This window comes from Bacillus sp. ILBB4, from assembly GCF_035064545.1.
In the GTDB taxonomy this organism is placed as follows: domain Bacteria; phylum Bacillota; class Bacilli; order Bacillales; family Bacillaceae_H; genus Priestia.
Genome location: NZ_JAIQVD010000001.1, coordinates 472,552 through 496,459, shown reverse-complemented (window position 1 = coordinate 496,459; position 23,908 = coordinate 472,552). Strand labels below are relative to the sequence as shown.

The 23,908-nt window shown below is 38.8% G+C and carries 27 protein-coding genes; all 27 read left to right on the top strand.

Going from position 1 to position 23,908, the window contains the following annotated elements; translation table 11 throughout:
* Positions 1 to 10 precede the first annotated feature (10 nt).
* The 27 genes from hslU to LAV82_RS02565 all read left to right on the top strand — a co-directional run bounded on the left by hslU (position 11) and on the right by LAV82_RS02565 (position 23,905).
* Positions 11 to 1,411, top strand: a complete 1,401-nt coding sequence (gene hslU / locus LAV82_RS02695) for an ATP-dependent protease ATPase subunit HslU (protein WP_013058883.1) — start codon at positions 11 to 13, stop codon at positions 1,409 to 1,411.
* 28 nt (positions 1,412 to 1,439) lie between these two features.
* Positions 1,440 to 2,219 (top strand): GTP-sensing pleiotropic transcriptional regulator CodY, encoded by a 780-nt coding sequence (gene codY, locus LAV82_RS02690; protein WP_013058882.1) that lies wholly within the window; start codon positions 1,440 to 1,442, stop codon positions 2,217 to 2,219.
* A gap of 444 nt (positions 2,220 to 2,663) precedes the next feature.
* A complete protein-coding gene (flgB, locus tag LAV82_RS02685) occupies positions 2,664 to 3,053 on the top strand; it encodes a flagellar basal body rod protein FlgB (protein ID WP_028411435.1) in 390 nt (129 codons plus the stop codon).
* 2 nt (positions 3,054 to 3,055) lie between these two features.
* Positions 3,056 to 3,505, top strand: a complete 450-nt coding sequence (flgC, locus tag LAV82_RS02680) for a flagellar basal body rod protein FlgC (RefSeq protein ID WP_064472089.1) — start codon at positions 3,056 to 3,058, stop codon at positions 3,503 to 3,505.
* A 12-nt stretch (positions 3,506 to 3,517) separates the two neighbouring features.
* Positions 3,518 to 3,808 (top strand): flagellar hook-basal body complex protein FliE, encoded by a 291-nt coding sequence (gene fliE / locus LAV82_RS02675; RefSeq protein WP_211077381.1) that lies wholly within the window; start codon positions 3,518 to 3,520, stop codon positions 3,806 to 3,808.
* A 49-nt stretch (positions 3,809 to 3,857) separates the two neighbouring features.
* The gene (gene fliF / locus LAV82_RS02670) at positions 3,858 to 5,450 is read left to right on the top strand and encodes a flagellar basal-body MS-ring/collar protein FliF (RefSeq protein ID WP_499715629.1); all 1,593 of its coding nucleotides are present in this window, start codon (positions 3,858 to 3,860) and stop codon (positions 5,448 to 5,450) included.
* 11 nt (positions 5,451 to 5,461) lie between these two features.
* The gene (gene fliG / locus LAV82_RS02665; protein WP_025750326.1) at positions 5,462 to 6,481 is read left to right on the top strand and encodes a flagellar motor switch protein FliG; all 1,020 of its coding nucleotides are present in this window, start codon (positions 5,462 to 5,464) and stop codon (positions 6,479 to 6,481) included.
* Positions 6,474 to 7,262, top strand: a complete 789-nt coding sequence (gene fliH, locus LAV82_RS02660; RefSeq protein WP_211077383.1) for a flagellar assembly protein FliH — start codon at positions 6,474 to 6,476, stop codon at positions 7,260 to 7,262. The genes fliG and fliH overlap by 8 nt, the downstream gene beginning before the upstream one ends.
* On the top strand, positions 7,237 to 8,550 hold the full coding sequence (gene fliI, locus LAV82_RS02655) for a flagellar protein export ATPase FliI (protein ID WP_499715628.1): 1,314 nt from the start codon (positions 7,237 to 7,239) through the stop codon (positions 8,548 to 8,550). The genes fliH and fliI overlap by 26 nt, the downstream gene beginning before the upstream one ends.
* A gap of 2 nt (positions 8,551 to 8,552) precedes the next feature.
* Entirely contained in the window at positions 8,553 to 8,996 is a 444-nt protein-coding gene (gene fliJ, locus LAV82_RS02650) for a flagellar export protein FliJ (RefSeq protein ID WP_013058874.1), read from the top strand.
* Positions 8,997 to 9,005: 9 nt separating this feature from the next.
* The gene (locus LAV82_RS02645) at positions 9,006 to 9,623 is read left to right on the top strand and encodes a MotE family protein (RefSeq protein WP_211077386.1); all 618 of its coding nucleotides are present in this window, start codon (positions 9,006 to 9,008) and stop codon (positions 9,621 to 9,623) included.
* Between the two features lie 17 nt (positions 9,624 to 9,640).
* Positions 9,641 to 11,905 carry a flagellar hook-length control protein FliK gene (locus LAV82_RS02640; RefSeq protein WP_499715627.1) on the top strand — a complete coding sequence of 755 codons (2,265 nt, stop codon included), beginning with the start codon at positions 9,641 to 9,643 and terminating at the stop codon, positions 11,903 to 11,905.
* Positions 11,906 to 11,914: 9 nt separating this feature from the next.
* The gene (gene flgD, locus LAV82_RS02635) at positions 11,915 to 12,343 is read left to right on the top strand and encodes a flagellar hook assembly protein FlgD (protein ID WP_098563263.1); all 429 of its coding nucleotides are present in this window, start codon (positions 11,915 to 11,917) and stop codon (positions 12,341 to 12,343) included.
* A 25-nt stretch (positions 12,344 to 12,368) separates the two neighbouring features.
* Positions 12,369 to 13,163, top strand: a complete 795-nt coding sequence (flgG, locus tag LAV82_RS02630; protein WP_013058870.1) for a flagellar basal body rod protein FlgG — start codon at positions 12,369 to 12,371, stop codon at positions 13,161 to 13,163.
* 35 nt (positions 13,164 to 13,198) lie between these two features.
* The gene (locus LAV82_RS02625) at positions 13,199 to 13,408 is read left to right on the top strand and encodes a flagellar FlbD family protein (RefSeq protein WP_025601682.1); all 210 of its coding nucleotides are present in this window, start codon (positions 13,199 to 13,201) and stop codon (positions 13,406 to 13,408) included.
* 3 nt (positions 13,409 to 13,411) lie between these two features.
* Entirely contained in the window at positions 13,412 to 13,843 is a 432-nt protein-coding gene (gene fliL, locus LAV82_RS02620) for a flagellar basal body-associated protein FliL (protein ID WP_499715625.1), read from the top strand.
* Positions 13,844 to 13,863: 20 nt separating this feature from the next.
* Positions 13,864 to 14,850, top strand: a complete 987-nt coding sequence (gene fliM / locus LAV82_RS02615; RefSeq protein ID WP_116742345.1) for a flagellar motor switch protein FliM — start codon at positions 13,864 to 13,866, stop codon at positions 14,848 to 14,850.
* Positions 14,851 to 14,854: 4 nt separating this feature from the next.
* Positions 14,855 to 15,985 (top strand): flagellar motor switch phosphatase FliY, encoded by a 1,131-nt coding sequence (gene fliY / locus LAV82_RS02610; protein ID WP_499715624.1) that lies wholly within the window; start codon positions 14,855 to 14,857, stop codon positions 15,983 to 15,985.
* A 21-nt stretch (positions 15,986 to 16,006) separates the two neighbouring features.
* Positions 16,007 to 16,369 (top strand): response regulator, encoded by a 363-nt coding sequence (locus tag LAV82_RS02605; protein WP_013058865.1) that lies wholly within the window; start codon positions 16,007 to 16,009, stop codon positions 16,367 to 16,369.
* Positions 16,370 to 16,432: 63 nt separating this feature from the next.
* Complete coding sequence (locus tag LAV82_RS02600) at positions 16,433 to 17,074, top strand: flagellar biosynthetic protein FliO (RefSeq protein WP_499715623.1); 642 nt, start codon at positions 16,433 to 16,435, stop codon at positions 17,072 to 17,074.
* The gene (gene fliP / locus LAV82_RS02595) at positions 17,067 to 17,735 is read left to right on the top strand and encodes a flagellar type III secretion system pore protein FliP (RefSeq protein WP_013058863.1); all 669 of its coding nucleotides are present in this window, start codon (positions 17,067 to 17,069) and stop codon (positions 17,733 to 17,735) included. The genes LAV82_RS02600 and fliP overlap by 8 nt, the downstream gene beginning before the upstream one ends.
* 10 nt (positions 17,736 to 17,745) lie before the next feature.
* Complete coding sequence (gene fliQ, locus LAV82_RS02590; protein ID WP_211077390.1) at positions 17,746 to 18,015, top strand: flagellar biosynthesis protein FliQ; 270 nt, start codon at positions 17,746 to 17,748, stop codon at positions 18,013 to 18,015.
* Between the two features lie 2 nt (positions 18,016 to 18,017).
* Positions 18,018 to 18,794 (top strand): flagellar biosynthetic protein FliR, encoded by a 777-nt coding sequence (gene fliR, locus LAV82_RS02585; RefSeq protein WP_013058861.1) that lies wholly within the window; start codon positions 18,018 to 18,020, stop codon positions 18,792 to 18,794.
* Positions 18,795 to 18,796: 2 nt separating this feature from the next.
* Entirely contained in the window at positions 18,797 to 19,879 is a 1,083-nt protein-coding gene (flhB, locus tag LAV82_RS02580) for a flagellar biosynthesis protein FlhB (RefSeq protein ID WP_013084780.1), read from the top strand.
* A 30-nt stretch (positions 19,880 to 19,909) separates the two neighbouring features.
* On the top strand, positions 19,910 to 21,946 hold the full coding sequence (flhA, locus tag LAV82_RS02575; RefSeq protein WP_499715621.1) for a flagellar biosynthesis protein FlhA: 2,037 nt from the start codon (positions 19,910 to 19,912) through the stop codon (positions 21,944 to 21,946).
* A complete protein-coding gene (gene flhF / locus LAV82_RS02570) occupies positions 21,946 to 23,043 on the top strand; it encodes a flagellar biosynthesis GTPase FlhF (RefSeq protein ID WP_211077392.1) in 1,098 nt (365 codons plus the stop codon). The genes flhA and flhF overlap by 1 nt, the downstream gene beginning before the upstream one ends.
* Entirely contained in the window at positions 23,036 to 23,905 is an 870-nt protein-coding gene (locus LAV82_RS02565) for a MinD/ParA family protein (protein ID WP_211077393.1), read from the top strand. The genes flhF and LAV82_RS02565 overlap by 8 nt, the downstream gene beginning before the upstream one ends.
* Positions 23,906 to 23,908 lie beyond the last annotated feature (3 nt).

The window sequence follows — 23,908 nt, the reverse complement described above, 5'->3', positions numbered from 1 at the left end:
GGATTTTTTTATGAATTCTCATTTAACACCTCGACAAATTGTAGAAAAGCTCGATCAGTATATTATTGGTCAAACGAAGGCAAAGAAAGCGGTCGCTGTTGCGCTGCGAAATCGCTATCGACGCGGTCTGCTAGACGAATCTTTACGTGATGAAGTTGTGCCGAAAAACATTTTAATGATTGGTCCTACAGGTGTGGGTAAAACCGAGATTGCACGCCGCTTAGCTAAGCTTGTCGGTGCACCTTTTATTAAGGTTGAGGCAACAAAATTTACGGAAGTTGGATATGTAGGACGCGATGTAGAATCAATGGTTCGTGATTTAGTGGAAACGTCAGTTCGACTTGTGAAAGAAGAAAAAATGAACGGCGTGCGTGATCGTGCTGAAGAAAATGCAAACAAGCGGATAGTAGAGCTTCTTGTTCCAAGCAAAAAGAAGCAGCAATCGTTTAAAAATCCGTTTGAAATGATTTTTTCAAACGGTACACAGTCAAGCGATGCGGATCCTGATCAAGATGAGGAAACGAATATTGCAACGAAGCGCAAGCAGATTGCTCATCAGCTTGCTTTAGGAGAGCTTGAAAATCATTATGTCACAATTGAAGTAGAAGAGCAACAGCCTTCTATGTTTGATATGTTACAAGGTTCGGGTATGGAACAAATGGGCATGAACATGCAGGATGCCTTAAGTAATTTTATGCCTAAAAAACAAAAAAAGCGCAAACTTACTGTTAAAGATGCACGAAAAGTATTAACAAATGAAGAAGCGCAAAAATTGATTGATATGGATGAAGTGACGCAAGAAGCTGTGAACCGTGCAGAACAATACGGAATTATTTTCATTGACGAAATTGATAAAATTGCTCAAAAAAGTGCTAATTCATCTTCCGCTGACGTTTCACGTGAAGGCGTGCAGCGAGATATTTTACCAATTGTAGAAGGGTCAACGATTGTTACAAAATATGGCGCAGTCAAAACTGATCATGTTTTATTTGTAGCAGCCGGTGCTTTCCATGTATCAAAACCGTCGGATTTAATTCCAGAATTGCAGGGTCGATTCCCAATTCGCGTTGAATTAACGAAGCTAACCGTTGAAGATTTTATAAACATTTTAGTAGAGCCAGATAATGCGTTATTAAAGCAATATGCGGCATTATTGGAAACTGAAGGTATACAAATTGAATTTTCTGACGATGCTATACGTAAGATTGCAGAAATTGCATATCAGGTGAATCAAGATACAGACAATATTGGTGCAAGAAGGCTTCATACGATTTTAGAACGTTTGCTAGAGGATTTATCGTTTGAAGCACCAGAAGTAACATTAGAGAAAATTGTGATTACTCCGCAGTACGTGGAAGAAAAATTAGAAAAAATCGCTAAAAACAAAGATTTGAGTCAATTTATTTTATAGAACTGAAATCGCAGGAGGAAGAGTACTAATGGATTTATTAGGGAAAACTAGAAAGATTAATGCAATGCTACAAAAAGCAGCTGGTAAACCAGTAAACTTTAAAGAAATGGCTGAAACACTTTGCGAAGTTATCGAATCAAACGTATTCGTAGTAAGCCGTCGTGGTAAATTATTAGGAATCGCTGTTAAACAGCAAATTGAGAATGCGCGCATGAAAGATATGTTAGAAGCACGCCAGTTCCCAGAAGAATATACTCAAAGCTTATTTAACATTCAAGAAACATCTTCTAACTTAAACATTGAAAGTCAATATACAGCTTTTCCAGTTGAAAATAAAGACTTATTTGATGCAGGGCTAACAACAATCGTTCCAATTATCGGAGGCGGAGAGCGTCTAGGTACGCTTGTACTATCTCGTTTAGACCGTCAGTTCGAAGACGATGACTTAATCCTTGCTGAATACGGTGCAACGGTAGTAGGTATGGAAATTCTTCGTGAAAAAGCAGAAGAAATTGAAGAAGAAGCACGTAGCAAAGCTGTTGTACAAATGGCAATTAGCTCATTATCATACAGTGAGTTAGAAGCTATTGAGCACATCTTTGAAGAGTTAAATGGAAATGAAGGACTATTAGTAGCAAGTAAAATTGCTGACCGCGTTGGAATTACACGTTCAGTAATCGTAAATGCGCTACGTAAATTAGAAAGTGCTGGCGTTATCGAATCACGTTCTTTAGGAATGAAAGGAACTTACATTAAAGTTCTTAACAACAAATTCTTAGTAGAGCTTGAAAAATTAAAATCTAACTAAGTTTATGAACTAAAAAGCACACGGGCAAAGCCCGTGTGCTTTTTTTTGTGTGCTCTCAGTACAAAAAGGTTCGCTGTGAGTTAAGACGATTCGTTCACTATTTTTACAAATCTATAACAAACTTCATATAAAAATCTAAAAATTATATTATAGAATCTTTAAATAGTAAAAAGATACTAGTTGATTACAAATCGTTACTTTTATTACATATTGTTCAGGACTTATGGTATATATTTTGATTTTAAATTTAAAAAATAGAGCTAAAGTATAGCATTGATGTTAAAATATGCTTGGAAAACGAATGAAAATTTTGGTTTATAGTCCAAAAGTTCTTAAAAAAGGATAGACATTGCATAAAGTTTTTCTTACAATAAGTTCTATGGTACTAAAGTCGAAATTTGTCTCATTTTTGAGGAAAATAGAATAGATAAGCAGGTGTAAGAATTGAGTTTGTTTTCAACTACTTTTCAAACAATTGAAAATGGAATTAGCTACGCGTCACAAAAGCAGCAGACGATTGCACAAAATATCGCAAACGTTGATACTCCAAATTATAAATCGAAAACAGTATCGCGTACGAGTGAATTCCGAGATTTATTACATAACGAGTTAGAAGCATATCAGACTGATTCAAAACATATCCCATTTTCCGATTCATCCCAGCGAGTGATTACCCAGCAAGGAAACACTTCCTATCAAGCAAATGGAAACAATGTGGATATGGATAAAGAGATGGCGGATATGGCTGAAAATCAAATTTACTATGAGGCGCTAGTAGATCGTTTAAATGGAAAATTTAATTCTCTTCAAACAGTCATTAGAGGAGGTAAATAAGCTTGACTATTTTTCAAAATATGAATATTACATCTTCAGCTTTAACTGCCAATCGTTTAAGGATGGACGTTGTTTCATCTAATATGGCGAATGCTGAAACGACAAGAGGGACGTACGTTAATGGTGAGTGGCAGCCTTACAAAAGAAAAATGGTTGTCATACAGTCTGATCGTTCGCCTTCTTTTTCGTCCCTCTTACACTCCGAAATTAATAAAAATCAAAACAATGGTGTAAAAGTCACAGATATCGTAGAAGATAATACTCCTTTTAATTTAGTATATAACCCGACGCATCCAGATGCGAATGACCAAGGGTACGTAAAGATGCCGAATGTAGATCCTTTAAAGGAAATGACGGATTTGATTAGTGCTACTCGATCTTATGAAGCAAACGTGACGGTCTTTAATACAAACAAAAGTATATTAACAAAGGCGTTAGAAATTGGGAAATAAAGGAGTGATAAAATGATTAATGGTATCAGCAATCAAATAGCAATAGCAAAAACAGCAGCTTCTACTAGCACTGGACAAACAACTCAACAGTTTTCAACGTTTTTAAAAGACTCAATCAATGAGTTAAACAATACTCAACGCGCTTCGGATATAGAGACTGAAAAGCTTGCTAAAGGAGAAAACGTCGAAATCCAAGATGTAATGATTACTGCTCAAAAAGCAAGTATTACGATGCAAACGGCTCTTGAAATACGCAATAAAGCTGTTGAAGCCTATCAGGAAATGATGAGAATGCAAATGTAATTGAGCGGTTATTAAAGAAAATGAAAATAGTAATAACCGGAGGAATACCATGAATGAAAGAATAGCTCTTTATCGAGATAAGATGAAAGTCTTTTGGAATAACCGCAAAAAAGGACAGAAAATAGCCCTTATCACTGCTCCTCTTGCGGCTATTCTAGCCATTAGTTTAGCATCTGTTTTTTTAAACCAGGATAAATTTGTCCCTCTTTATAGCAATCTATCGGCTCAAGAAACAGGACAAATCAAAGCGGAGCTTGATGCTAGAAGCGTTCCTTCAGAAATCTCTGATAACGGAACAACCATTTCGGTGCCTGAACAAAGCGTTGACTCGCTAAAAGTTGATTTAGCTGCACAAGGAATTCCTGATAGCGGAAGTATCGACTATTCGTTTTTTGGGAAAAATGCGAGCTTTGGTATGACAGATAATGAATTTGATGTGTTAAAACTCGATGCGATGCAAACTGAATTGGCTAACTTAATGAAAAACATTCAAGGAGTCAACGATGCAAAAGTGATGATTACCCTTCCCAATGAAAGCGTCTGGGCGAATGAAAAGCAGGGAGAAGCATCAGCATCGATTGTGCTTAATACAAAGGCTGGTTATAAATTTGATGATCAGCAAATTAAATCTCTTTATCATTTAGTATCCAAAAGTGTGCCAAACCTTCCTACAGATAATATCGTCATCATGAACCAATATTTTGAGTACTTTGATTTAAAAGGTAACGAAACGAATTCAGCTTCTAGCTCATTTGCTTCGCAGAACGAAGCGAAAAAAGAAGTTGAGCGAGATATTCAGCGTCAAGTACAGCAAATGCTAGGAAGACTGGTCGGTCAAGATAAAGTAATGGTCTCTGTTACAGCAGATCTTGATTTTACACAGGAAAATCGCGAAGAAAAGCTAGTAGAGCCTGTTGATAAAGATAATATGCAAGGAATTGCCGTTAGCGCTGAAAAAATTAATGAAACATTTTCTGGTAAAAATGCTCAAGATGGAGGCGTTGCTGGAACAGGAGAAGAAGATACAACAAATTACTCATCCAGTACAACAAGTGGAGACGGAGACTACGAAAAAAATGAAGAACGAATTAATTATGAAGTGAATCGAATTCATAAAGAAATCGTCGAAAGTCCATACAAAATTCAAGACCTTGGCATTCAAGTAATGATAGATCCGTCCAATGCAAAAGGGAAATCGCAAGTTTCCGATACGCTTGAGTCAGACGTTCAAAAAATGTTAGGTACAATTGTCCGTACTTCTATTTCAAAAGATGCAAATACGAAAGCTCTCTCGGATAACGCGGTCAGCGATAAGATTACCGTTTCCGTTCAGCCGTTTAATGGACAAGAAACAGCTGACAACACAGCAAGTTCGATTCCATTGTGGATGTATATAATCGGAGGAGCACTGCTGCTTATTATTGTTGTTCTTATTGTGCTGTTGATTAGGAAAAGGCGTCAAGACTTAGATGAAGAGGAATATGATGAAGAGTATGATGAAACTTTTGAAGCATATGAAGCAGCACAAAAAGCCCCTGTTTTAAGTGCTGAACAGCAAACAAAAAGCAATCTTGAAACGTTAGCGAAGCAAGACCCGGAAGAGTTTGCAAAACTGCTGCGAACATGGATTAGTGAGGATTAGGAGGAAGGCTAATGGTAAAGGCTATGCAAAAAAATGAGTTAACTGGAAAGCAAAAAGCAGCAATTTTGTTGATTTCTCTCGGTCCGGATGTATCAGCTTCTATCTATAAACATCTCAGTGAAGATGAAATTGAGCAACTAACGCTTGAAATTTCTTCAGTGAGAAAAGTAGAGCCGTCTCTAAAAGAAGCTGTGCTTCATGAGTTTGAACAAATAACGCTTGCTCAAAACTACCTTGAAAAAGGAGGAGTCAGTTATGCGAAACAGGTGTTAGAAAAAGCACTTGGACCAGAGCAGGCGATGATGATTATCAATCGATTAACTTCTTCTTTGCAAGTTCGTCCGTTTGACTTTGCCAGAAAAGCTGATCCTATGCAGCTGTTAAATTTTATTCAGCATGAGCACCCTCAGACGATTGCCCTTATTTTATCTTACTTAGAGCCGCCACAGGCAGGACAAATCTTATCATCACTGCCTCAGGAAAGGCAAGCGGATATTGCAAGACGGATTGCAACGATGGGAAGTACGTCTCCGGAAGTTATTAATGAAGTGGAGCAAATTTTAGAGAGAAAGCTTTCTGCTACTGTTACCCAAGACTACACCCAAACAGGTGGTTTAGAAGCGGTAGTTGAAGTATTAAATGGAGTAGACCGAGCGACTGAAAAAATTATTATTGATACGCTTGAAATTCAAGATCCGGCATTAGCAGAAGAAATCAAACAGCGAATGTTTGTATTTGAGGATATCGTAACGCTCGATAACCGTTCTATTCAGCGTGTGATACGAGATGTAGAAAATGATGATTTATTGTTGAGCTTAAAAGTAGCAAGTGAAGAAGTGAAATCTATTATTTTTAAAAATATGTCTAGCCGTATGGTGGAAACGTTTAAAGAAGAAATGGAATTTATGGGTCCTGTGCGTTTGAAAGATGTAGAGGAAGCTCAGTCACGTATCGTTGCTGCAATTAGACGTTTAGAAGATGCTGGTGAAATTGTACTAGCTCGAGGTGGAGGAGACGATATTATTGTCTAATATCATTAAATCAACTTATACGAACAAACTTTCAGACGAAAATGCTAAGCGCATTCAAGTCATTCCATTTGGTTTTCCGATACAAGATGAGCCCGCAGAAGAACATCTTCAGCAAGAAAATGCACAGCACGTTATTGAACAAGCGCACAGTGAAGCTGAAATAGTAAAGGCCGAGGCAGACGCTTACCGCAAACAAGCTCAAAACGAAGTTGAACGTTTGAAAAAGCAGTGGGAAGAAGAGAAGGTGCTGCTGTTTCAACAAGAACAAAAGCGAGGCTATGAAGAAGGATACGAAGAAGGGCTGCTTCAAGGAAAACAAGAGTATGAGCATGTATTAGCCATGTCGCGAAACATTGTTGACGAAACAAAGAATCAGTACTACGAATATATAAATCAATCTGAAGAAGTCATCTTTGAATTAGGTTTCGCCCTCGCTGAAACGATTTTAAATGAGCAGCTTCAAAGAGATGAATCATTTTTATCACTTGTTGCAAGGTCTTTAAAAGAAGTTAGAGAACATAAAGAAATCCAGCTTTTTGTTTCTCCGAAAAAATATGCATATGTATGTGAACATAAACGAGAACTGTTCGATTTATTAAACGGAGAAACCGGGCTATTTATTTATGCAGATGAAAATCTTCAGGAAATGGATTGTGTCATTGATTCCTCTTATGGCCGTCTTGTTGCTTCTTTTGATAGTCAGTTAACAGAAATGAAGAAAAAATTAAAAGAACGTTTGTTAGAGGAGAGTAAACATGAAAGTCGCACAACTCATTCATGAAATCCCGCGCACATCTTCTTTTAAACGGTACGGGAAAGTTAGCCGAGTAGTAGGAATGATGATTGAATCTAGAGGACCTAGAACGTCAATAGGAGATGTTTGCTTTATTCATCTTAGTGAACGAGGAGATAAAATTCGTGCGGAAGTTGTTGGTTTTAACGGTGAGCACGTCATTTTAATGCCTTATACGTCTGTTCGATATATCGGACCTGGCTGCCTAGTGGAAACGACAGAAAAACCTCTGCAGGTAAGCGTGGGAAAAGAGTTAATAGGTCAAGTGCTTGATTCGTTAGGGAACCCTTTAGACGGGTCTGAACTTTCTCATTATTTGCCGTTTGTTTTAACTGATCAAGACCCCCCTAATCCCTTAGAGCGTCCGCCTATTGAACAGCCGATTGAAGTAGGGGTACGAACGATTGATAGTTTGCTAACAGTAGGTCAAGGGCAGCGCATAGGTATTTTTGCAGGAAGCGGTGTTGGAAAAAGTACGCTGCTCGGGATGATTGCACGGAATGCAAAAGCAGATATCAATGTCATTGCCCTTGTAGGCGAGCGAGGAAGAGAAGTTAGAGAGTTTATTGAGCGAGATCTTGGAGAGGAAGGGTTAAAGCGCTCCGTTGTAGTAGTTGCTACCTCGGATCAGCCTGCTCTACTTCGAATGAAAGCAGCATATACAGCTACTTCTATTGCTGAATACTTTCGAGATGAGGGGCTGAGCGTCATGATGATGATGGATTCTGTTACTCGTGTAGCAATGGCTCAGAGAGAAATTGGATTAGCCGTAGGTGAACCTCCAACTACCAAAGGTTATACACCATCTGTTTTTGCTAGCTTGCCAAGGCTGCTTGAACGTACAGGAACTAATCAACATGGATCTATTACTGCTTTTTACACTGTATTAGTAGACGGTGATGATATGAACGAACCTATTTCGGATACGGTGCGAGGCATTATAGACGGACATATTGTACTAGACCGGGAGCTGGCCAATAAAGGTCAATATCCGGCCATCAATGTCTTAAAAAGCGTTAGTCGGGTGATGAACCATATCGTAAGTGAACGGCATAAAGAAGCAGCTGAAAAACTGCGTTCATTAATGGCTACCTATGCTAATTCTGAAGACTTAATTAACATAGGTGCCTACAAAAGAGGATCTTCTGCTTACATTGATGAGGCCATCCACTATCACCCTGTCATTGATGCATTTTTAAAGCAAAAAACGAACGAACATCCATCATTTGAAACAAGTGTAATAAAGCTCTGTGAACTGTTTGTGAAAGGTGAGTAAATATGGCATATGAATTTAGGTTATCTAAAATAATGGCAATCAAGTCAAATGAAAAAGATGAACTGCTATCTCAATATAATCAATCCTTACAGCAGTTTGAAACAGCGGGTGAAAAGCTTTATAAAAAGTTAAAAGAAAAAGAAACGCTGATTGAACAGCATACGGGCAAAATGAAGCAAGGGCTTTCTATTTTAGAAATTACGTCATTTCAGCAGTTTTTAACAAGTGCCGAACGAGTGATTGAGAGGCTGCAACAAGAGGTCATGTTTGCAAGACAGCAAATGAACTTAAAAAAACTGAAGCTAGAAGAAAAGAACATAGAAGTAAAGAAGTATGAAAAGTTAAAAAAGAGAGACTACGATTCTTATATAACCGCGGAAAAACAGTTAGAAGCGAAGCAAATGGATGAGCTGTCGCTACAGCAGTATATGCTGCATAGGAATTAGGTGGACAACATGGCTAATCAAAAAGAGCTAAGAGAAGAGTACGAAGAAGAAAAGTCTTACAGTAAAAGCCAAGTGTTTTTATTTTTAATCTTTATTCCAGCGGTGTTCCTCATCTTGGCGGCTTATATTGTTCTGACGCTTTTAGGCGTTAATGTAAATGATAAAGTTTCAGGTATTACACACGCCATTCCGTTTGTATCAAGTGAACAGTCGCAAAAAAATGAAAATATTCAAGAAAGCAATGAAGAAATACAAAAGCAGGTTTATAGCCTTCAAAAGAAGCTGAGCACGAAAGAAAAGCAAATCGCAGCTTATGAGAAAACGATCACTACAAAAGATCGTCAAATGGATGAACTAAAAATTGAAATGCGCGATATGGAAGAAAAAGCCGATGATGAAGCGAAAAAACAAAAGAACAATCAGCTGGCAAAAAAAGATGTCATTGCTACCTATGAAAACATGTCTCCTAAAAATGCAGCACTTATCTTTGCCGAATTAAAAGAAGACAAAGCGGTCGCGATGCTTAAGCAGTTCAAAGCGAGTACAAGAACGGCAATCTTAGAAAAAATGGATCCAAAAGTAGCTGCACGCTATACGACATTGTTAACAGATCAGATTGAGGAATAAAAGCAGAGGTGAAAACAGTGGAAATTTCACTACGTCCAGCAGCTGCATCAAAGGTAAACTGCGATGAAAAAGCAGCTGTTATTCAGACTCAGGGTTTTTTTGAAGAAATTGTTCAGCAGCTTAAGCAGCTAGATGCGCAGCCTTTAACGCGCGGGGAGAAATCATCCGATAAACAAGCGGTAGATCAAGACGTCTTCAAAGCGGTCGGGTTAATTGCGATTCAGTTAAGCGAAGCAGAAGATCAAGAAGATGAACCATCTGTCTTGTACGAACATCTAGCCGAGATGATCAGTAGTATTCCAAGTAGTCTAGATTTGGAACAGCCGCTTCTAAAGCTGCAGCACGTGCTAACAGACATGCAGCGGGCACCTGTTTCACCTGAAACAGACAGTCAAGAACAGTATTTAACTTCTATTTCTACCTTGCTGGAACTATGTAAAAATACGTCAGCTGTTTTTCGAACAGAGTTTGCTCAGCTGATGGAAGAACTACAAAAACCGCAGCTGCAGTCAGTGAAGCTTTCGGATTCGCAGCTTCAAGGCTTGCAGAAAACTGCTGCTGAAAAAATAGAGAAATTTCATAAACAACCACGTGTATTAACCGATACCTTACATGAAAAGCGCTCAGCTGATTTCTTCGCCGTTGTTCAAGCAACCCAAAAAAGTTCTGTAAGAGATATGACCGCTTTTCATAAAGAGGAAAAAGTGCCGCTTTTGAATCAGCTTCCATGGAAAAAAGATGTGATTTTACGTAACGAAAGTATGGATAGGGATAGTTCAAAAAAGGATAGTGAAATTTCTTTCACTGCTAACACGGCCGGGGCGACGTTAGAAAATACTCCATTATCTTTTAAATCTAAAGAAGTACCTAAGGTCCAAGAGTTTTCTATTGATCTAGGGCAAGTGAAATCTGATCATCAACAGTCTGACAATCTTTTAAATGAGCTGCAAAAAATATGGAGTAAAGCTTCGCTCAGTGCTGAAAAGGGAAGATCCAAGCTTTTCATTGCGTTATTTCCAAAACAGCTAGGTACGATTTCAATTGAAGTGCTTCAGCAAGAAAATGAAACGATTGCGCAAGTGGTCGTATCGTCAGTGAAAACAAAAGAGCTGTTAGACGCTAACCTTTCGACTTTACGGCAAGTTCTGACTTCTCAGCATGTATCCGTTGATGAAGTCGATGTGGCCGCTGTTCAAGCAGCTCCAGAAACTTCTGTAAAAGATATGAACGCTTTTGGTAAACAAGAAAAAGTGCCGCAGTTTTCTATTGATTTAAGGCAAGCAACATCTGAGTATCAACAGTCTAGAGATCTGGTAAACGAGTTGGAAAATATATGGAGTAAAGCTTCAATCAGTACTGAAGAGGGAGCATCCAAGCTTTCCATTAAGTTAGTTCCAAAGCAGCTAGGTACGATTTCAATTGAAGTGCTTCAACAAGATCATAAAACGATTGCGCAAGTAGTTGTATCGTCAGCGAAAACAAAAGAGCTGTTAGACGCCAACCTTTTCAGATTACGGCAAGCTCTCACATCTCAGCATGTATCCGTTGATGTTGATAAAGTTGGTGTGGACGCTGTTCATACCGCTTCAGAAAGTTCTGTGAGAAATACGAACGCTTTTCGTAAAGAAGAAAAAGTACCGTTTTTCAATCAGCTTCCATGGAAAAAAGATGTGGTATTACACAGCGAAAGTATAGATACAAATAGCTCTTTAAAAAATAGCGAAAGTTCTGCAGGTACAAACACAACCGGAGCGACAGTAGAGAATCAGTCATCATCCTTTGGAACTGGAGAAATGCCTAAGCTTCAGCAGTTCTCTATTTATCTAGGGCAAGCAAAATCTGACTATCAACAGTCTAGCAATTTGGTAAACGAGCTGGAAAAAATATGGAGTAAAGCTTCGTTCAGTATTGAAGAGGGAACATCCAAGCTTTTCATTAAGTTATTTCCAAAACAGCTAGGTGCGATTTCAATTGAAATGCTTCAGAAAGACAGTGAAACGGTTGCACGAATTGTCGTATCGTCAGCAAAAACAAAAGAGTTATTGGACTCCAACCTTTCAACTTTGCGGCACGGTCTCGCGTCTCAGCATGTATCAATTGATAAAATCGATGTGCTACTGTCAGAACAAGCGATGTCGTATAACAATGAAAATGATCAGCAAAAAGAAAGACAGGAAAAAGAAGCGTTTAAAAAAGAAGAAGATCAAGAGTCACAACAATTGGAAGAATCGGCTTCCTTTCTATCTTCTTTTGAAGCAGCGCTCATTAACTACAACGTATAGGTGATAACAATGACAAATGAAATTACGTCTGACTTGTATTTAAGCAATAGGGAGACACAAGTGAAGCAAACGGGAAACAGCTCGCTTGGCAAAGATGACTTTTTAAAGCTTTTGATTGCTCAGCTTCAAAATCAAGATCCAATGAATCCAATGCAAGACAAAGACTTTATTGCTCAAATGGCCCAGTTTTCATCTCTTGAACAAATGACAAATATGAGCACATCGCTCAATACGTTTTTAACGCAGTCTCAGGCTTCCCCTATTTTAAAAGGAAGCGAATTAATTGGTAAAACCGCTGCATGGTTAGATGAAGAAGGAAATAAAAAGCAAGGAGTCATTTCGACAGCATCCGTCAAAAACAATGAGGTATCGTTTAGGATCAATGATGAAAATCATACGGTACTTTCGCTAAACGATATCTTAGAAGTAAGCAGTTAACCAACCAAATTTAAGGAGTGATTTTATGTTACGTTCGATGTATTCAGGAATCAGCGGCATGAAAAATTTTCAAACCAAATTAGATGTCCTAGGAAATAACATTGCCAACGTTAATACATACGGCTATAAAAAAGGACGTACAACGTTTCAAGATTTAGTGAGTCAGCAGGTAGCAGGGGCAACGGCACCGGGAGCTAACCGTGGAGGTGTTAATGCTAAACAAGTCGGGTTAGGTTCAAAGATTGGCACGATTGATACAGTTCAAACGGCAGGAAGCATTCAGTCAACGGGGCGTCCGCTTGATTTGGCTATTTCTGGAGACGGCTATTTTGTTGTAAATGATGGGAAATCGGACTACTACACAAGAGCTGGGAATTTTTATTTAGATAGCAGCGGTAATTTGGTGACGGGTGATGGACTGTACGTACAAAAAACTGGAGGAGGAAATATTAACATTCCTTCAACAAGTAAGAGCTACAGTATAGGAGCAGATGGAAAGGTTAATATCATAGATGCTAATGGAAATATAACTCCAAATACACCAACAATTGAACTTGCTAAATTTGCAAATAACGAAGGCCTCGAAAAAGCAGGAGGAAATCTATTTGCTAAAAGCGTAAACTCAGGAAATCCTTTAGTAGGAAACCCAGGAGCTAGCGGTACAGGAACTCTGGTATCAAGCGCCCTTGAAATGTCCAACGTTGATTTATCAGAGGAATTCACGGACATGATTGTTGCACAGCGCGGATTTCAAGCGAACACAAGAATTATTACAACATCCGATGAAATACTGCAAGAGCTAGTGAATCTGAAACGATAGGCGGGAGGAAGGAGTAAGTATTACTCCGATTGATTATGATCACTTTAACAAGGCTAAACGGCAAAACGTTTACGTTAAATGCTCTCTACATCGAGCAGGTTGAGGCATTTCCCGATACGACCATTACGCTAACGAATAACAAAAAGCTAGTGGTAAAGGATTCAGTTGAAGAAGTGAATGAGAAAGTGACGACCTATTATCAGCGAATTAACGTATTAGGGCTGCAGCAAACGACGGAGGAATAAAGTGTGTTTAAAAATAAGCTAATTAGTAAGATGATTATTATCATGCTTTCTCTTACTTTAATAGGAAGCATTGCTGTTATCGTGACGCTAAAGTATACAGGGCAGGCAAGTACTGAAAAAGGTCCATCTATCAACGATGTGATTAAAGCTTCTGTAGATGTAACGGATATTAAAACAAATTTAAAAAGCAATAACTACATCAGCATTTCTTTTAAAATTCAAATGGATAGTAAAAAAGCAGCGGCAGAGCTTCAAAAAAGAGATTTTCAAGTAAGAGACATTATTATCAAAAGGCTCTCAGATATGAGCGCCCAAGATTTTGAAGGAACGCAAGGACTCAGCACGTTAGAAACAGATATTGCAAAACAAATTGATCAATTAATGGAAAACGGACATGTTGTTAAAATTTATACAACGTCTAAAGTGTTGCAGTAAAGAAAAAGGGAGGGAAGCTAGTGGCAGGGGATGTATTATCACAAAATGAAATTGATGCCCTATTATCCGCGTTATCAACCGGAGAGATGGATGCGGATGAGCTAAAAAAGGAAAATAAAAAACAGCGTATTCGTACATATGATTTTAAACGCGCCCTGCGTTTTTCAAAAGATCAGATTCGCAGTTTGACGCGAATTCATGAAAATTATGCGCGCATGCTCATCAACGTCTTTTCGGCGCAGCTTCGTAACGTTGTACAAGTGTCCGTTGTATCCGTGGATCAAATTCCGTATGAGGAGTTCATTCGCTCTGTTCCGAAAGTAACCATCTTAAATGTGATAGCTGTCCCTCCTTTAGAAGGGCATATCATTATGGAAGTCAATCCGAACATTGCCTATGCGATGCTTGACCGCTTGCTCGGGGGACAAGGCGAGAGCGGTGGGAAAATTAGTAACTTAACGGAAATTGAAACGAGCTTGGTTCGAAACTTGTTAGAGAAAACGTTAGATAGTATGAGAGAAGCTTGGAGTTCTATTGCGGAAATTGAGCCTGAAACATCAGAGTTTGAAGTGAATCCTCAGTTTTTGCAGGTAATTTCACCAAATGAAATTGTCATCGTCATTTCATTAAACGTACAAATTGGAGATGAAACGGGCATGATCAATCTATGTATTCCGCACGTGACGCTTGAGCCTATCGTGTCCAAACTGTCTGTTCATTACTGGATGCAATCTTCGAAAAAAGAACCTAATGTAGAAGAGGTTGAGCAGCTAAAGGAACAAATTAATGATGCGGAATTGCAGGTTGTAGCCGAGCTAGGAAAAGCCGATATTTCAATTGAAGACTTCCTAGCATTAGATGCAGGAGATGTTATTCGACTGCAAACAAGCGTTCATAATCCGTTAACTATTTACGTCGGAGAACAACCTAAATTTATTGCACAGCCTGGAAAAGTCAGTCGAAAAGTAGCTGTGCAAATTCTAGATGATGTTAAAAGGAGGAACTAAAGGAATGAACGATGACATGCTTTCGCAAGATGAAATTGATGCGTTGTTAAAAGGAACTTCTTCACTTGACGAGTTTTCAGAGCCGAATAAGTCAAGTCAAGTAGACGATTACTTTACAGAAATGGAAAAAGACGCGCTTGGCGAAATTGGAAATATTTCGTTTGGCAGTTCAGCAACAGCGCTATCGGCTTTATTGAATCAAAAAGTCGATATTACCACACCGTTTGTATCGCTCGTATATAAAGAAGAGCTGACGGATGAATTTCCAAATCCTCATGTCGCTGTGCAAGTTCAGTATACAGAAGGCTTTTCTGGTACGAATTTGTTAGTTATTAAACATGAAGATGCAGCTGTTATTTCAGATTTGATGCTTGGTGGAACGGGAGAGAGTCCGACGGAAATCATGGATGAAATTAAGCTGAGTGCAGTGCAGGAAGCGATGAATCAAATGATGGGTTCTGCAGCGACGTCTATGTCTACGGTATTTCAAAAGAAAATTGATATCTCTCCGCCGAGCTTAGATATTTTAAATATTCAAAAAGGGGAAGGCACAGAGCTGATTCCCCAAGATGACGTCTTTGTAAAGGTCTCTTTTAATTTGAAGGTAGGCACATTAATCGATTCGAATATTATGCAGCTTTTATCGATATCTTTTGCCAAAAGCTTGGTGGAAGAGCTCTTAGTTCCAAGCGCAGAAGATACGGCAGCTTCTATTGAAAAAGAATCAGATCTTAACGAAAAGCAAATAGAACCGCCGGCAGCTGAATACATACAGCATGAAGAAACGCAGCAGGCAGAACCTGGTCATGTATCAGTTGATGTTCAGCCCGCATCGTTTTCAGAGTTCGAGCACGTGTCTTCTCCTCAAGGGGATTCACGAAATTTAGACATGCTGCTTGATATACCGCTTCAAGTTACCGTGGAGCTTGGAAGGACTAAGCGAACGGTTCAAGAGATTTTAGCATTATCTTCTGGTGCAATCATTGAACTTGATAAACTAGCAGGCGAACCAGTAGATATCTTGATTAATAGCAAATTAATTGCAAAAGGTGAAGTGGTCGTCATTGACGAGAATTTTGGCGTTCGCGTAACCGATATTATTAGTCAAAAAGACCGTATTAACAAACTAAAGTAATGATTTTTAGGAGGAGTAGAGATGGGAAACCGAATTTTAATTGTAGATGATGCTGCATTCATGCGCATGATGATCAAAGATATTTTAACGAAAAATGGATATGAAGTAGTAGCAGAAGCGGCAGATGGCCAGCAGGCTGTGGAGTTATTTAAAGAGCATGCACCAGATCTTGTCACAATGGATATTACAATGCCTGAAATGGATGGAATTACGGCTTTAAAAGAAATTAAAACCATAAAAAGTGATGCTAAGGTGATTATGTGTTCAGCCATGGGCCAGCAGGCAATGGTGATTGATGCCATTCAAGCAGGGGCAAAAGATTTTATCGTTAAGCCTTTTCAAGCAGATCGTGTATTAGAGGCAATTTCAAAAGCAATTGGATAAACAACAGATTGGCGGGGCTTTCCCGCTAATCTTACACTATGTTGAAGTAAGAGGTGGCAGACAATGCTGCGAAAGTTCGTAATTGCTGCGCTGTTAATAAGCGTATTAGCAGGATCAAATCAAATCGTCTATGCAGAAAGTGGATCTGCATCGGTAAAAGAATGTTTGGAAAAAACGGAGAAGTGTTCAGAGAGTGGGAGTACTGATTCAAAAGAAAAAACTGAACTCGAGGGGACACCTACGCTTTCAGCTGGAGATATCGTGAAGATGATATTCGCGTTTTTACTTGTAATTGGGCTGCTTTTTGTGCTCTTAAAATTTGTCAATAAAAAAGGAAGGCTGCTGCAAAAAAATAAAGTAGTACAAAACTTGGGTGGTACAAATGTTGGAAGCAGCAAATCTGTACAAGTAGTTAAAGTTGGAAATCAGCTTTTTATCATTGGAGTCGGTGAAAATGTGCAGCTTCTTTCAGAAATTACAGGGCAAGAGAAACAGCAGCTGCTTACGCAGTATGAGGAACAACAGAAAAACGAGAGCGAATATAAAGTCGTACTACCGTCTTTTTTAGAAAAATTGACTTCTAAAAAAGAAGAGAAATCTAGTCATTCTTTTCAACAGCTTTTTCAGAGAGAAATGAATGAAATGAAAATAAAAAGGCAAAACGTACTAAAAGAGTTAGAAAGGAACAAAAAGAACGATGAATGAAGTGATGAACCTCTTTAACTCGAGCAGTCCTACAAATATTTCCACGTCTGTTCAGCTCTTGTTGCTGCTGACGGTGTTTTCGGTTGCTCCTGGAATTTTAATTATGATGACCTGCTTTACACGCATTGTCATTGTGCTGTCATTTGTACGTACATCGCTCGGGACACAGCAAATGCCTCCTAATCAAATATTAGTTGGTTTATCGCTGTTTTTAACGTTTTTTATTATGGCACCCACTTTTTCTCAGGTAAATGAACAGGCGCTTCAGCCGCTTTTAAAAGAAAAAATCACGCTGAATCAAGCTTATGAAAAAGCAGCTGAACCGATGAAAGAATTTATGAGTGCTCATACAAGACAAAAAGATTTAGCTCTTTTTTTAGAATATGCGGATATAGATAGACCATCCTCTGTTCAGGATATTCCCTTAACGGCGCTCGTCCCAGCCTATGCGATCAGTGAGCTAAAGACAGCATTTCAAATTGGATTTATGATTTTTATTCCTTTTCTCATTATCGATATGATTATAGCAAGCGTGCTGATGTCTATGGGAATGATGATGCTTCCTCCCGTTATGATTTCGCTCCCTTTTAAAATTTTACTATTTGTACTGGTTGACGGCTGGAATTTAGTTGTTAAATCATTATTAATAAGTTTTCAATAGGTGATAGACAATGAATGGAGAATTTGTCATTTCGTTAGCAGAAAAAGGCGTGTATACGATCTTAATTGTATCTGGCCCTTTATTGCTGCTGGCCCTTGCAGTTGGGCTCATTATTAGTATTTTTCAAGCAACTACCCAAATTCAAGAGCAAACTCTTGCTTTTGTTCCTAAGATTGTAGCGGTCTTAGTAGGGATTGTATTTTTTGGTCCGTGGATGTTATCAAAAATGATTTCATTTACATATGAAATTTTTTCAAATCTGTATCGGTACGTAGGATAGCTATGAGTCAGTTGATCTTATCCTATCCCGCGTTTTTACTAGTGCTAGTGCGGGTAACGTCTTTTTTTATCACGGTTCCGCTATTTTCATACAAAACGATTCCCGCAGTTCATAAGGTAGGTTTGTCTGCCTCGCTATCCGTCATTATTGCGACAACGATTGATTTACCCGTCGTTTCGTTAGATGCACAGTTTGTACTTTTAGTAGTAAAAGAATGTGCTGTTGGGTTGTTTATTGGTTTGACTGCGTATGTATTTATTATGGCTATTCAAATTGCCGGAGGTCTCATCGATTTTCAAATTGGGTTTGCGATTGCCAACGTAATAGATCCGCAGACAGGGGCGCAAAGTCCGATACTAGGTCAATATTTATATGTATTTGCTCTCCTATTTTTATTATCGACCAATGGACATCATTTATTAATAGACGGCATCTATAATAGTTATTTAATTATTCCGTTAGACAAAACAGCCTTCCCTGTGGGAAGCCAAGCATTTGCTACACACATCATAACTGTTTTTTCATCGATGTTTTTAGTAGCTGTTCAAATGTCTTTACCTTTGGTAGGTTCATTATTTTTAGTAGATATCGCGCTTGGAATTGTCGCAAGAACCGTTCCGCAGTTAAATATTTTTGTAGTGGGATTTCCGGTAAAAATTATTGTTGCCTTTATTTTGCTGATTGTCGTGATGGGGAGCATGTTTTATATGATGCAAATCATATTTGAACAAATGATAGAAGCGATGCACGCGATGATCCGCATATTAGGAGGGGTGTAGCTTTGTTTTTAGTAAAAGTTGATTTGCAATTTTTCGCGGGAGAAAAAACGGAAAAAGCTACACCTAAAAAAAAGCAAGACTCTAGAAAAAAAGGACAGGTAGCTAAAAGTCAAGACGTTACAACTGCGCTCATCCTTTTAATGGTTTTTCTTTATTTTTTGTTTGGAGCTAAACAGTTTTTACAGCAAATGATGAAGTTGTTAAGAGAAGCTTTTCAAACGTATATGCTTGAGGAAGTGACGGCAGAGCGCGTATTTGCAATGTTTAAGCACCTTCTTCCTTCAATAGCCCTTGCAGCAGGTCCTGTTATGCTCGCAGCTTTTATTGCTGCGCTCGGAGCGAATTATATGCAGGTTGGCATTCTTTTTTCCACGGAGGCTCTTCAGCCTAAGTTAGAAAAGATTAACCCTATTAGCGGAGCCAAACGGATTTTTGCCATGAGAGCGCTGGTAGAACTAATCAAGTCAACGCTGAAAATTATGTGTATCGGAGCCGTCACGTTTTTTATCTTATGGATTCACATAGAAGATGTATTAAATTTATCTCAAAAAAGTATAGGGGACTCGCTGGTTGTTCTGTCTAAGCTTGTTTTTCAAATGGGACTTGCAGCCTCGCTTATGCTTTTATTTTTATCGCTGCTTGATTATTTGTACCAAAAGTTTGATTTCGAGAAAAATATTCGAATGTCAAAGCAAGATATCAAAGATGAGCATAAAAACATTGAAGGGGATCCTCTAATCAAATCAAAAATAAAGCAAAAGCAGCGGGAAATGGCAATGTCTCGCATGATGCAAGAAGTTCCAAAAGCAGATGTCATCATTACAAACCCCACTCATTATGCCATTGCTTTAAAATATGATGAAGAAAAAATGGATGCTCCCTATGTTGTAGCCAGCGGCGTGGATTTTATTGCTCAAAAGATTAAAGGGATTGCCAAAAGCCATGAAATCATCATGGTAGAGAACCGCCCGCTGGCAAGAGCACTTTTTGACCAAACCAAAGTAGGAGATGCAGTACCCGAAGAATTTTTTAAAGCGGTAGCTGAAATATTAGCTTACGTATACCGCATTCAAAATAAAATGTAACGTTACGCTATTGTAAGGAGAGAAAAATTAATGTCTGCAAGAGAACTGCCAGTTGTTATAGGTGTTGTACTCATTATCGTCATGCTTGTTATTCCGTTGCCTTCATGGTTATTAAGTATTTTAATCATGATTAACATTTCTCTTGCGCTGCTTGTACTGCTCGTTTCCATGAATATGAAAGAACCTTTAGAGCTATCGGTATTTCCGTCTTTGCTGCTGGTTCTTACGCTGTTTCGATTAGGTTTGAATGTATCGACAACACGTTCAATCTTAGGAACAGGAGAAGCAGGCGGAGTGGTGGAAACATTTGGCCACTTCGTTATTGGAGGCAATCCGTTAGTGGGCTTTGTTGTCTTCATTATTTTAATTATCATTCAGTTTCTCGTTATTACAAAAGGAGCGGAGCGTGTTTCTGAAGTAGCCGCACGCTTTACTTTAGATGCGATGCCGGGTAAACAAATGAGTATTGATGCAGATTTAAATGCAGGTATGATTTCAGAAAAGCAAGCAATTGACCGCCGTGAAAAAATTCAGCGTGAAGCAGATTTTTATGGAGCAATGGATGGAGCTAGTAAATTCGTTAAAGGTGATGCCATTGCAGGGATTGTCATTACTCTTATTAATATCTTGTTTGGAATTATTATCGGCATGCTGCAAATGGGAATGTCCATCACTGAAGCATCCCAAACCTTTACTTTGTTAACAGTAGGCGATGGGTTAGTGAGTCAAATTCCAGCTCTTATGATTTCAACAGCGACAGGTATTATCGTCACTAGAGCTGCTTCAACAGGCAATTTGAGCCAAGATATTACCCAGCAGCTGTTTGCTTTTCCCGTTATGCTTTATGTCACTGGAGGAACGATTGCGGCTCTTGGTTTAATTACGCCAATTAATGATGTTATTACAATGCCTATTGCTATTTTGTTAGGAGTGGGAGGCTATTATTTGTCTCGGGCTAAGCATCAGGCGGTTCGTGAAGAAATGGCGCCTACTGAAGAAGAGCTTGAAGACAATGAAATGAAAAGTCCGGAGAGTGTTGTCAATCTATTAAGCGTTGATCCAATTGAATTTGAATTTGGGTATGCATTAATTCCGCTTGCTGATACGAATCAAGGAGGCGATCTGCTTGATCGAATTGTGATGATTAGGCGACAGCTGGCACTTGAGCTAGGATTGGTCATTCCGGTTGTTCGCATCAGAGACAACATTCAGCTTCAGCCCAACGAATACTGTCTTAAAATAAAGGGCAATGAAGTGGCAAAAGGGGAGCTGCTGCTCGATCACTACTTAGCAATCAGTCCGGGAATGGATGATGATTTGATTGAAGGAATTGATACGTTAGAGCCAGCTTTTAAAATGCCTGCAAAATGGATTAGTGAGTCGGTGAAGGAGCAGGCTGAGATGTTCGGGTATACCGTTGTTGACCCACCGTCGGTTGTGTCTACGCACATAACAGAAGTTATAAAATCGTATGCGCATGAGCTGATTGGAAGGCAGGAGACAAAGCAACTAATCGATCACACAAAAGAAACGTATCCTATATTAATTGAGGAAGTAACGCCTAATCCGCTTTCTGTTGGAGACATCCAAAGGGTACTGGCAAAGCTTTTAAAAGAAAGCGTCTCAATTCGAAATTTACCCATTATTTTTGAGGTGCTGGCCGACTACGGCAAAATGACGTCAGACACCGATTTGTTAACTGAATATGTCCGGCAAGGACTCGCAAGACAAATTACCAGTCAATACACGGTCCAAGAAGGTCTGCTTCGAGTTCTTACCCTTTCAGGAAAAGTTGAAAAAACGATGGCTGAAGCTGTTCAACAAACGGAGCATGGGAATTATTTATCACTAGACCCTAGCGTTTCACAAGCTATCGTAGAAAGTATAGCCAAGCAAACAGAAACACTTTCTTTTCAAGAACAGTCTCCAATTGTGTTATGTTCTCCTGCGGTGAGGATGTACGTGCGTCAAATCACTGAGCGGTATTTTCCTCATATGGCGGTTTTATCATATAACGAGCTAGAAGCAAATGTTGAAGTTCAAAGTGTTGGAGTGGTGGATATCTGATGAAAGTAAAAAAATACGTAGTAGCATCTATGCCGCAAGCTATGAAAGCCATTCGTTCAGATTTAGGTAAGGAAGCGGTTATTTTACATTCAAAACAAATTCGAACAGGAGGGTTTCTTGGCTTATTTACTAAGGCAAAAATAGAAGTATTGGCAGCTGTCGATTCTGTAGAAAGGCTGAGCGTAAAGAAGAACTCATCGCCGCCAGAACCCAGTATGGAAGATAATCAATCTTTTATGAAGCAGCAGCTCAGTGAGTTAAATACTCTTCTCTCACAAATGAATCAAATGCCAAAGGTTTCTTCAGGTTCATATCCAAAAGCAGTGGAGGATATGCTTGCCTATTTGCGTTTGCAAGAAATAGACGAAGCTATTTTAAAAAGCATAGAGGCTCCTGTGCTAGAGTACTACTACTTACATCGCCCTCACTCAAACCAACTTATGGAGTGGACGAAGAGCTGGTTTGTCAATCAGTTTAAAGCAAGTGAATGGAGCGGCCCTTTCAAAAAATATGTAAGTGTAGTAGGACCAACAGGTGTCGGTAAAACAACAACTCTTGCTAAATTGGCCGCAAAGTGTGTCCTGGAACACAATCAAAAAATAGCATTTATTACAACTGACACGTATAGAATTTCAGCGATTGAGCAGCTCAAGACGTACGCTTCGATCTTGAATGCTCCTTTAACGATTTGTTATAACGGAGCAGATTTTAAAAAAGCTTTGCTAGAAACGGAAGCATACGATGTGATTTTTATTGACACAGCAGGCCGTAACTTTTTGGAACAGCAATATGTAAATGATTTAAAGAAAATTATTACGTTTCAAGAAGATTTGCAAACGTTTCTTGTTTTAGCACTAACGTCAAAAGTATCAGATATGAAAGCTGTATATGAACGTTTTGCTAGTCTGCCTGTTGATCACTTGATTTTTACGAAGCAAGATGAAACAACCCACAAAGGCTCGCTTTTAAATATGTTATATCATTACGGCAAGCGAGCTGCTTTTACAACAAACGGGCAGGATGTACCAGAAGATGTTTCGGCATTTAAAATAAAAGAGTTTATTGACGATGTGTTTGGAGATTGGAAAGATGAATGATCAAGCAGCAGTTTTAAGAGAAAAAGTGTTAAAGAAGCATCAAAACTCTTTAAGGAATTGTAAAACACTAGCCGTCTTAAGCGGAAAAGGAGGAGTTGGAAAGTCGAACCTATCATTAAACTTATCTCTTGCACTAACGAAGCAAAAGCAAAGAGTTCTTCTTTTTGACATGGATATAGGGATGGGAAATATTGATATTTTGATTGGTCAAACTGCTTCATATACGATGGTTGATTTGCTAGAAAAAAAGCTTTCCATCCAGCAAATTATTAAAAAAGGTCCTCAAGATTTAGCTTATGTGGCTGGTGGAACAGGAATTTCCTCTGTATTTGAATGGTCTCCATCAGATCTTGCTCATTTAATACAAGAATTGAATTCGTTAACAAATCAATATGATTATATGATTTTTGATATGGGAGCGGGCATGTCAGAGAGTGTGCTTAAGTTTTTAAAAGCTGTAGATGAAATGATCGTGGTCACAACACCAGAACCTACATCTATAACAGATGCCTACGCTGCTATTAAGCTAGCAGCTTCCTATTCTGTATCAGCACCGGTTCGTCTTATTATCAATAAAACGCTTTCCGAAAAAGATGGAAATCAGACGTATGAACGATTTAATAGAGCTGTTCAGCAGTTTTTGAACGTATCTATTTCTCTATTAGGTATTGTCCCAGATGATCAAGCTGTCCAAAAGGCAGTTAATCGTCAAATCCCTTTTTTGCTTCAAGACCCAAAATCTAAAGCTAGTACATCACTGGTGGATATGGTAAATATTCTTGTTCCACAAGACGATAGGACAGCCACTAACACACAAGGAATGTTTATTCGGCGCCTCAAACGATTTTTTCTTGAAAGGTAGGAA

What these genes read in the sequence shown, in the direction of transcription:
- hslU (WP_013058883.1), top strand. Translation starts at nt 11, where the DNA reads ATGAATTCTCATTTAACACCTCGACAAATTGTAGAAAAGCTCGATCAG.
- codY (WP_013058882.1), top strand. Translation starts at nt 1,440, where the DNA reads ATGGATTTATTAGGGAAAACTAGAAAGATTAATGCAATGCTACAAAAA.
- fliE (WP_211077381.1), top strand. Translation starts at nt 3,518, where the DNA reads ATGATTAATGGTATCAGCAATCAAATAGCAATAGCAAAAACAGCAGCT.
- fliF (WP_499715629.1), top strand. Translation starts at nt 3,858, where the DNA reads ATGAATGAAAGAATAGCTCTTTATCGAGATAAGATGAAAGTCTTTTGG.
- fliG (WP_025750326.1), top strand. Translation starts at nt 5,462, where the DNA reads ATGGTAAAGGCTATGCAAAAAAATGAGTTAACTGGAAAGCAAAAAGCA.
- fliI (WP_499715628.1), top strand. Translation starts at nt 7,237, where the DNA reads ATGAAAGTCGCACAACTCATTCATGAAATCCCGCGCACATCTTCTTTT.
- fliJ (WP_013058874.1), top strand. Translation starts at nt 8,553, where the DNA reads ATGGCATATGAATTTAGGTTATCTAAAATAATGGCAATCAAGTCAAAT.
- LAV82_RS02645 (WP_211077386.1), top strand. Translation starts at nt 9,006, where the DNA reads ATGGCTAATCAAAAAGAGCTAAGAGAAGAGTACGAAGAAGAAAAGTCT.
- flgD (WP_098563263.1), top strand. Translation starts at nt 11,915, where the DNA reads ATGACAAATGAAATTACGTCTGACTTGTATTTAAGCAATAGGGAGACA.
- flgG (WP_013058870.1), top strand. Translation starts at nt 12,369, where the DNA reads ATGTTACGTTCGATGTATTCAGGAATCAGCGGCATGAAAAATTTTCAA.
- LAV82_RS02625 (WP_025601682.1), top strand. Translation starts at nt 13,199, where the DNA reads ATGATCACTTTAACAAGGCTAAACGGCAAAACGTTTACGTTAAATGCT.
- fliY (WP_499715624.1), top strand. Translation starts at nt 14,855, where the DNA reads ATGAACGATGACATGCTTTCGCAAGATGAAATTGATGCGTTGTTAAAA.
- LAV82_RS02605 (WP_013058865.1), top strand. Translation starts at nt 16,007, where the DNA reads ATGGGAAACCGAATTTTAATTGTAGATGATGCTGCATTCATGCGCATG.
- LAV82_RS02600 (WP_499715623.1), top strand. Translation starts at nt 16,433, where the DNA reads ATGCTGCGAAAGTTCGTAATTGCTGCGCTGTTAATAAGCGTATTAGCA.
- fliP (WP_013058863.1), top strand. Translation starts at nt 17,067, where the DNA reads ATGAATGAAGTGATGAACCTCTTTAACTCGAGCAGTCCTACAAATATT.
- fliQ (WP_211077390.1), top strand. Translation starts at nt 17,746, where the DNA reads ATGAATGGAGAATTTGTCATTTCGTTAGCAGAAAAAGGCGTGTATACG.
- fliR (WP_013058861.1), top strand. Translation starts at nt 18,018, where the DNA reads ATGAGTCAGTTGATCTTATCCTATCCCGCGTTTTTACTAGTGCTAGTG.
- flhA (WP_499715621.1), top strand. Translation starts at nt 19,910, where the DNA reads ATGTCTGCAAGAGAACTGCCAGTTGTTATAGGTGTTGTACTCATTATC.
- flhF (WP_211077392.1), top strand. Translation starts at nt 21,946, where the DNA reads ATGAAAGTAAAAAAATACGTAGTAGCATCTATGCCGCAAGCTATGAAA.
- LAV82_RS02565 (WP_211077393.1), top strand. Translation starts at nt 23,036, where the DNA reads ATGAATGATCAAGCAGCAGTTTTAAGAGAAAAAGTGTTAAAGAAGCAT.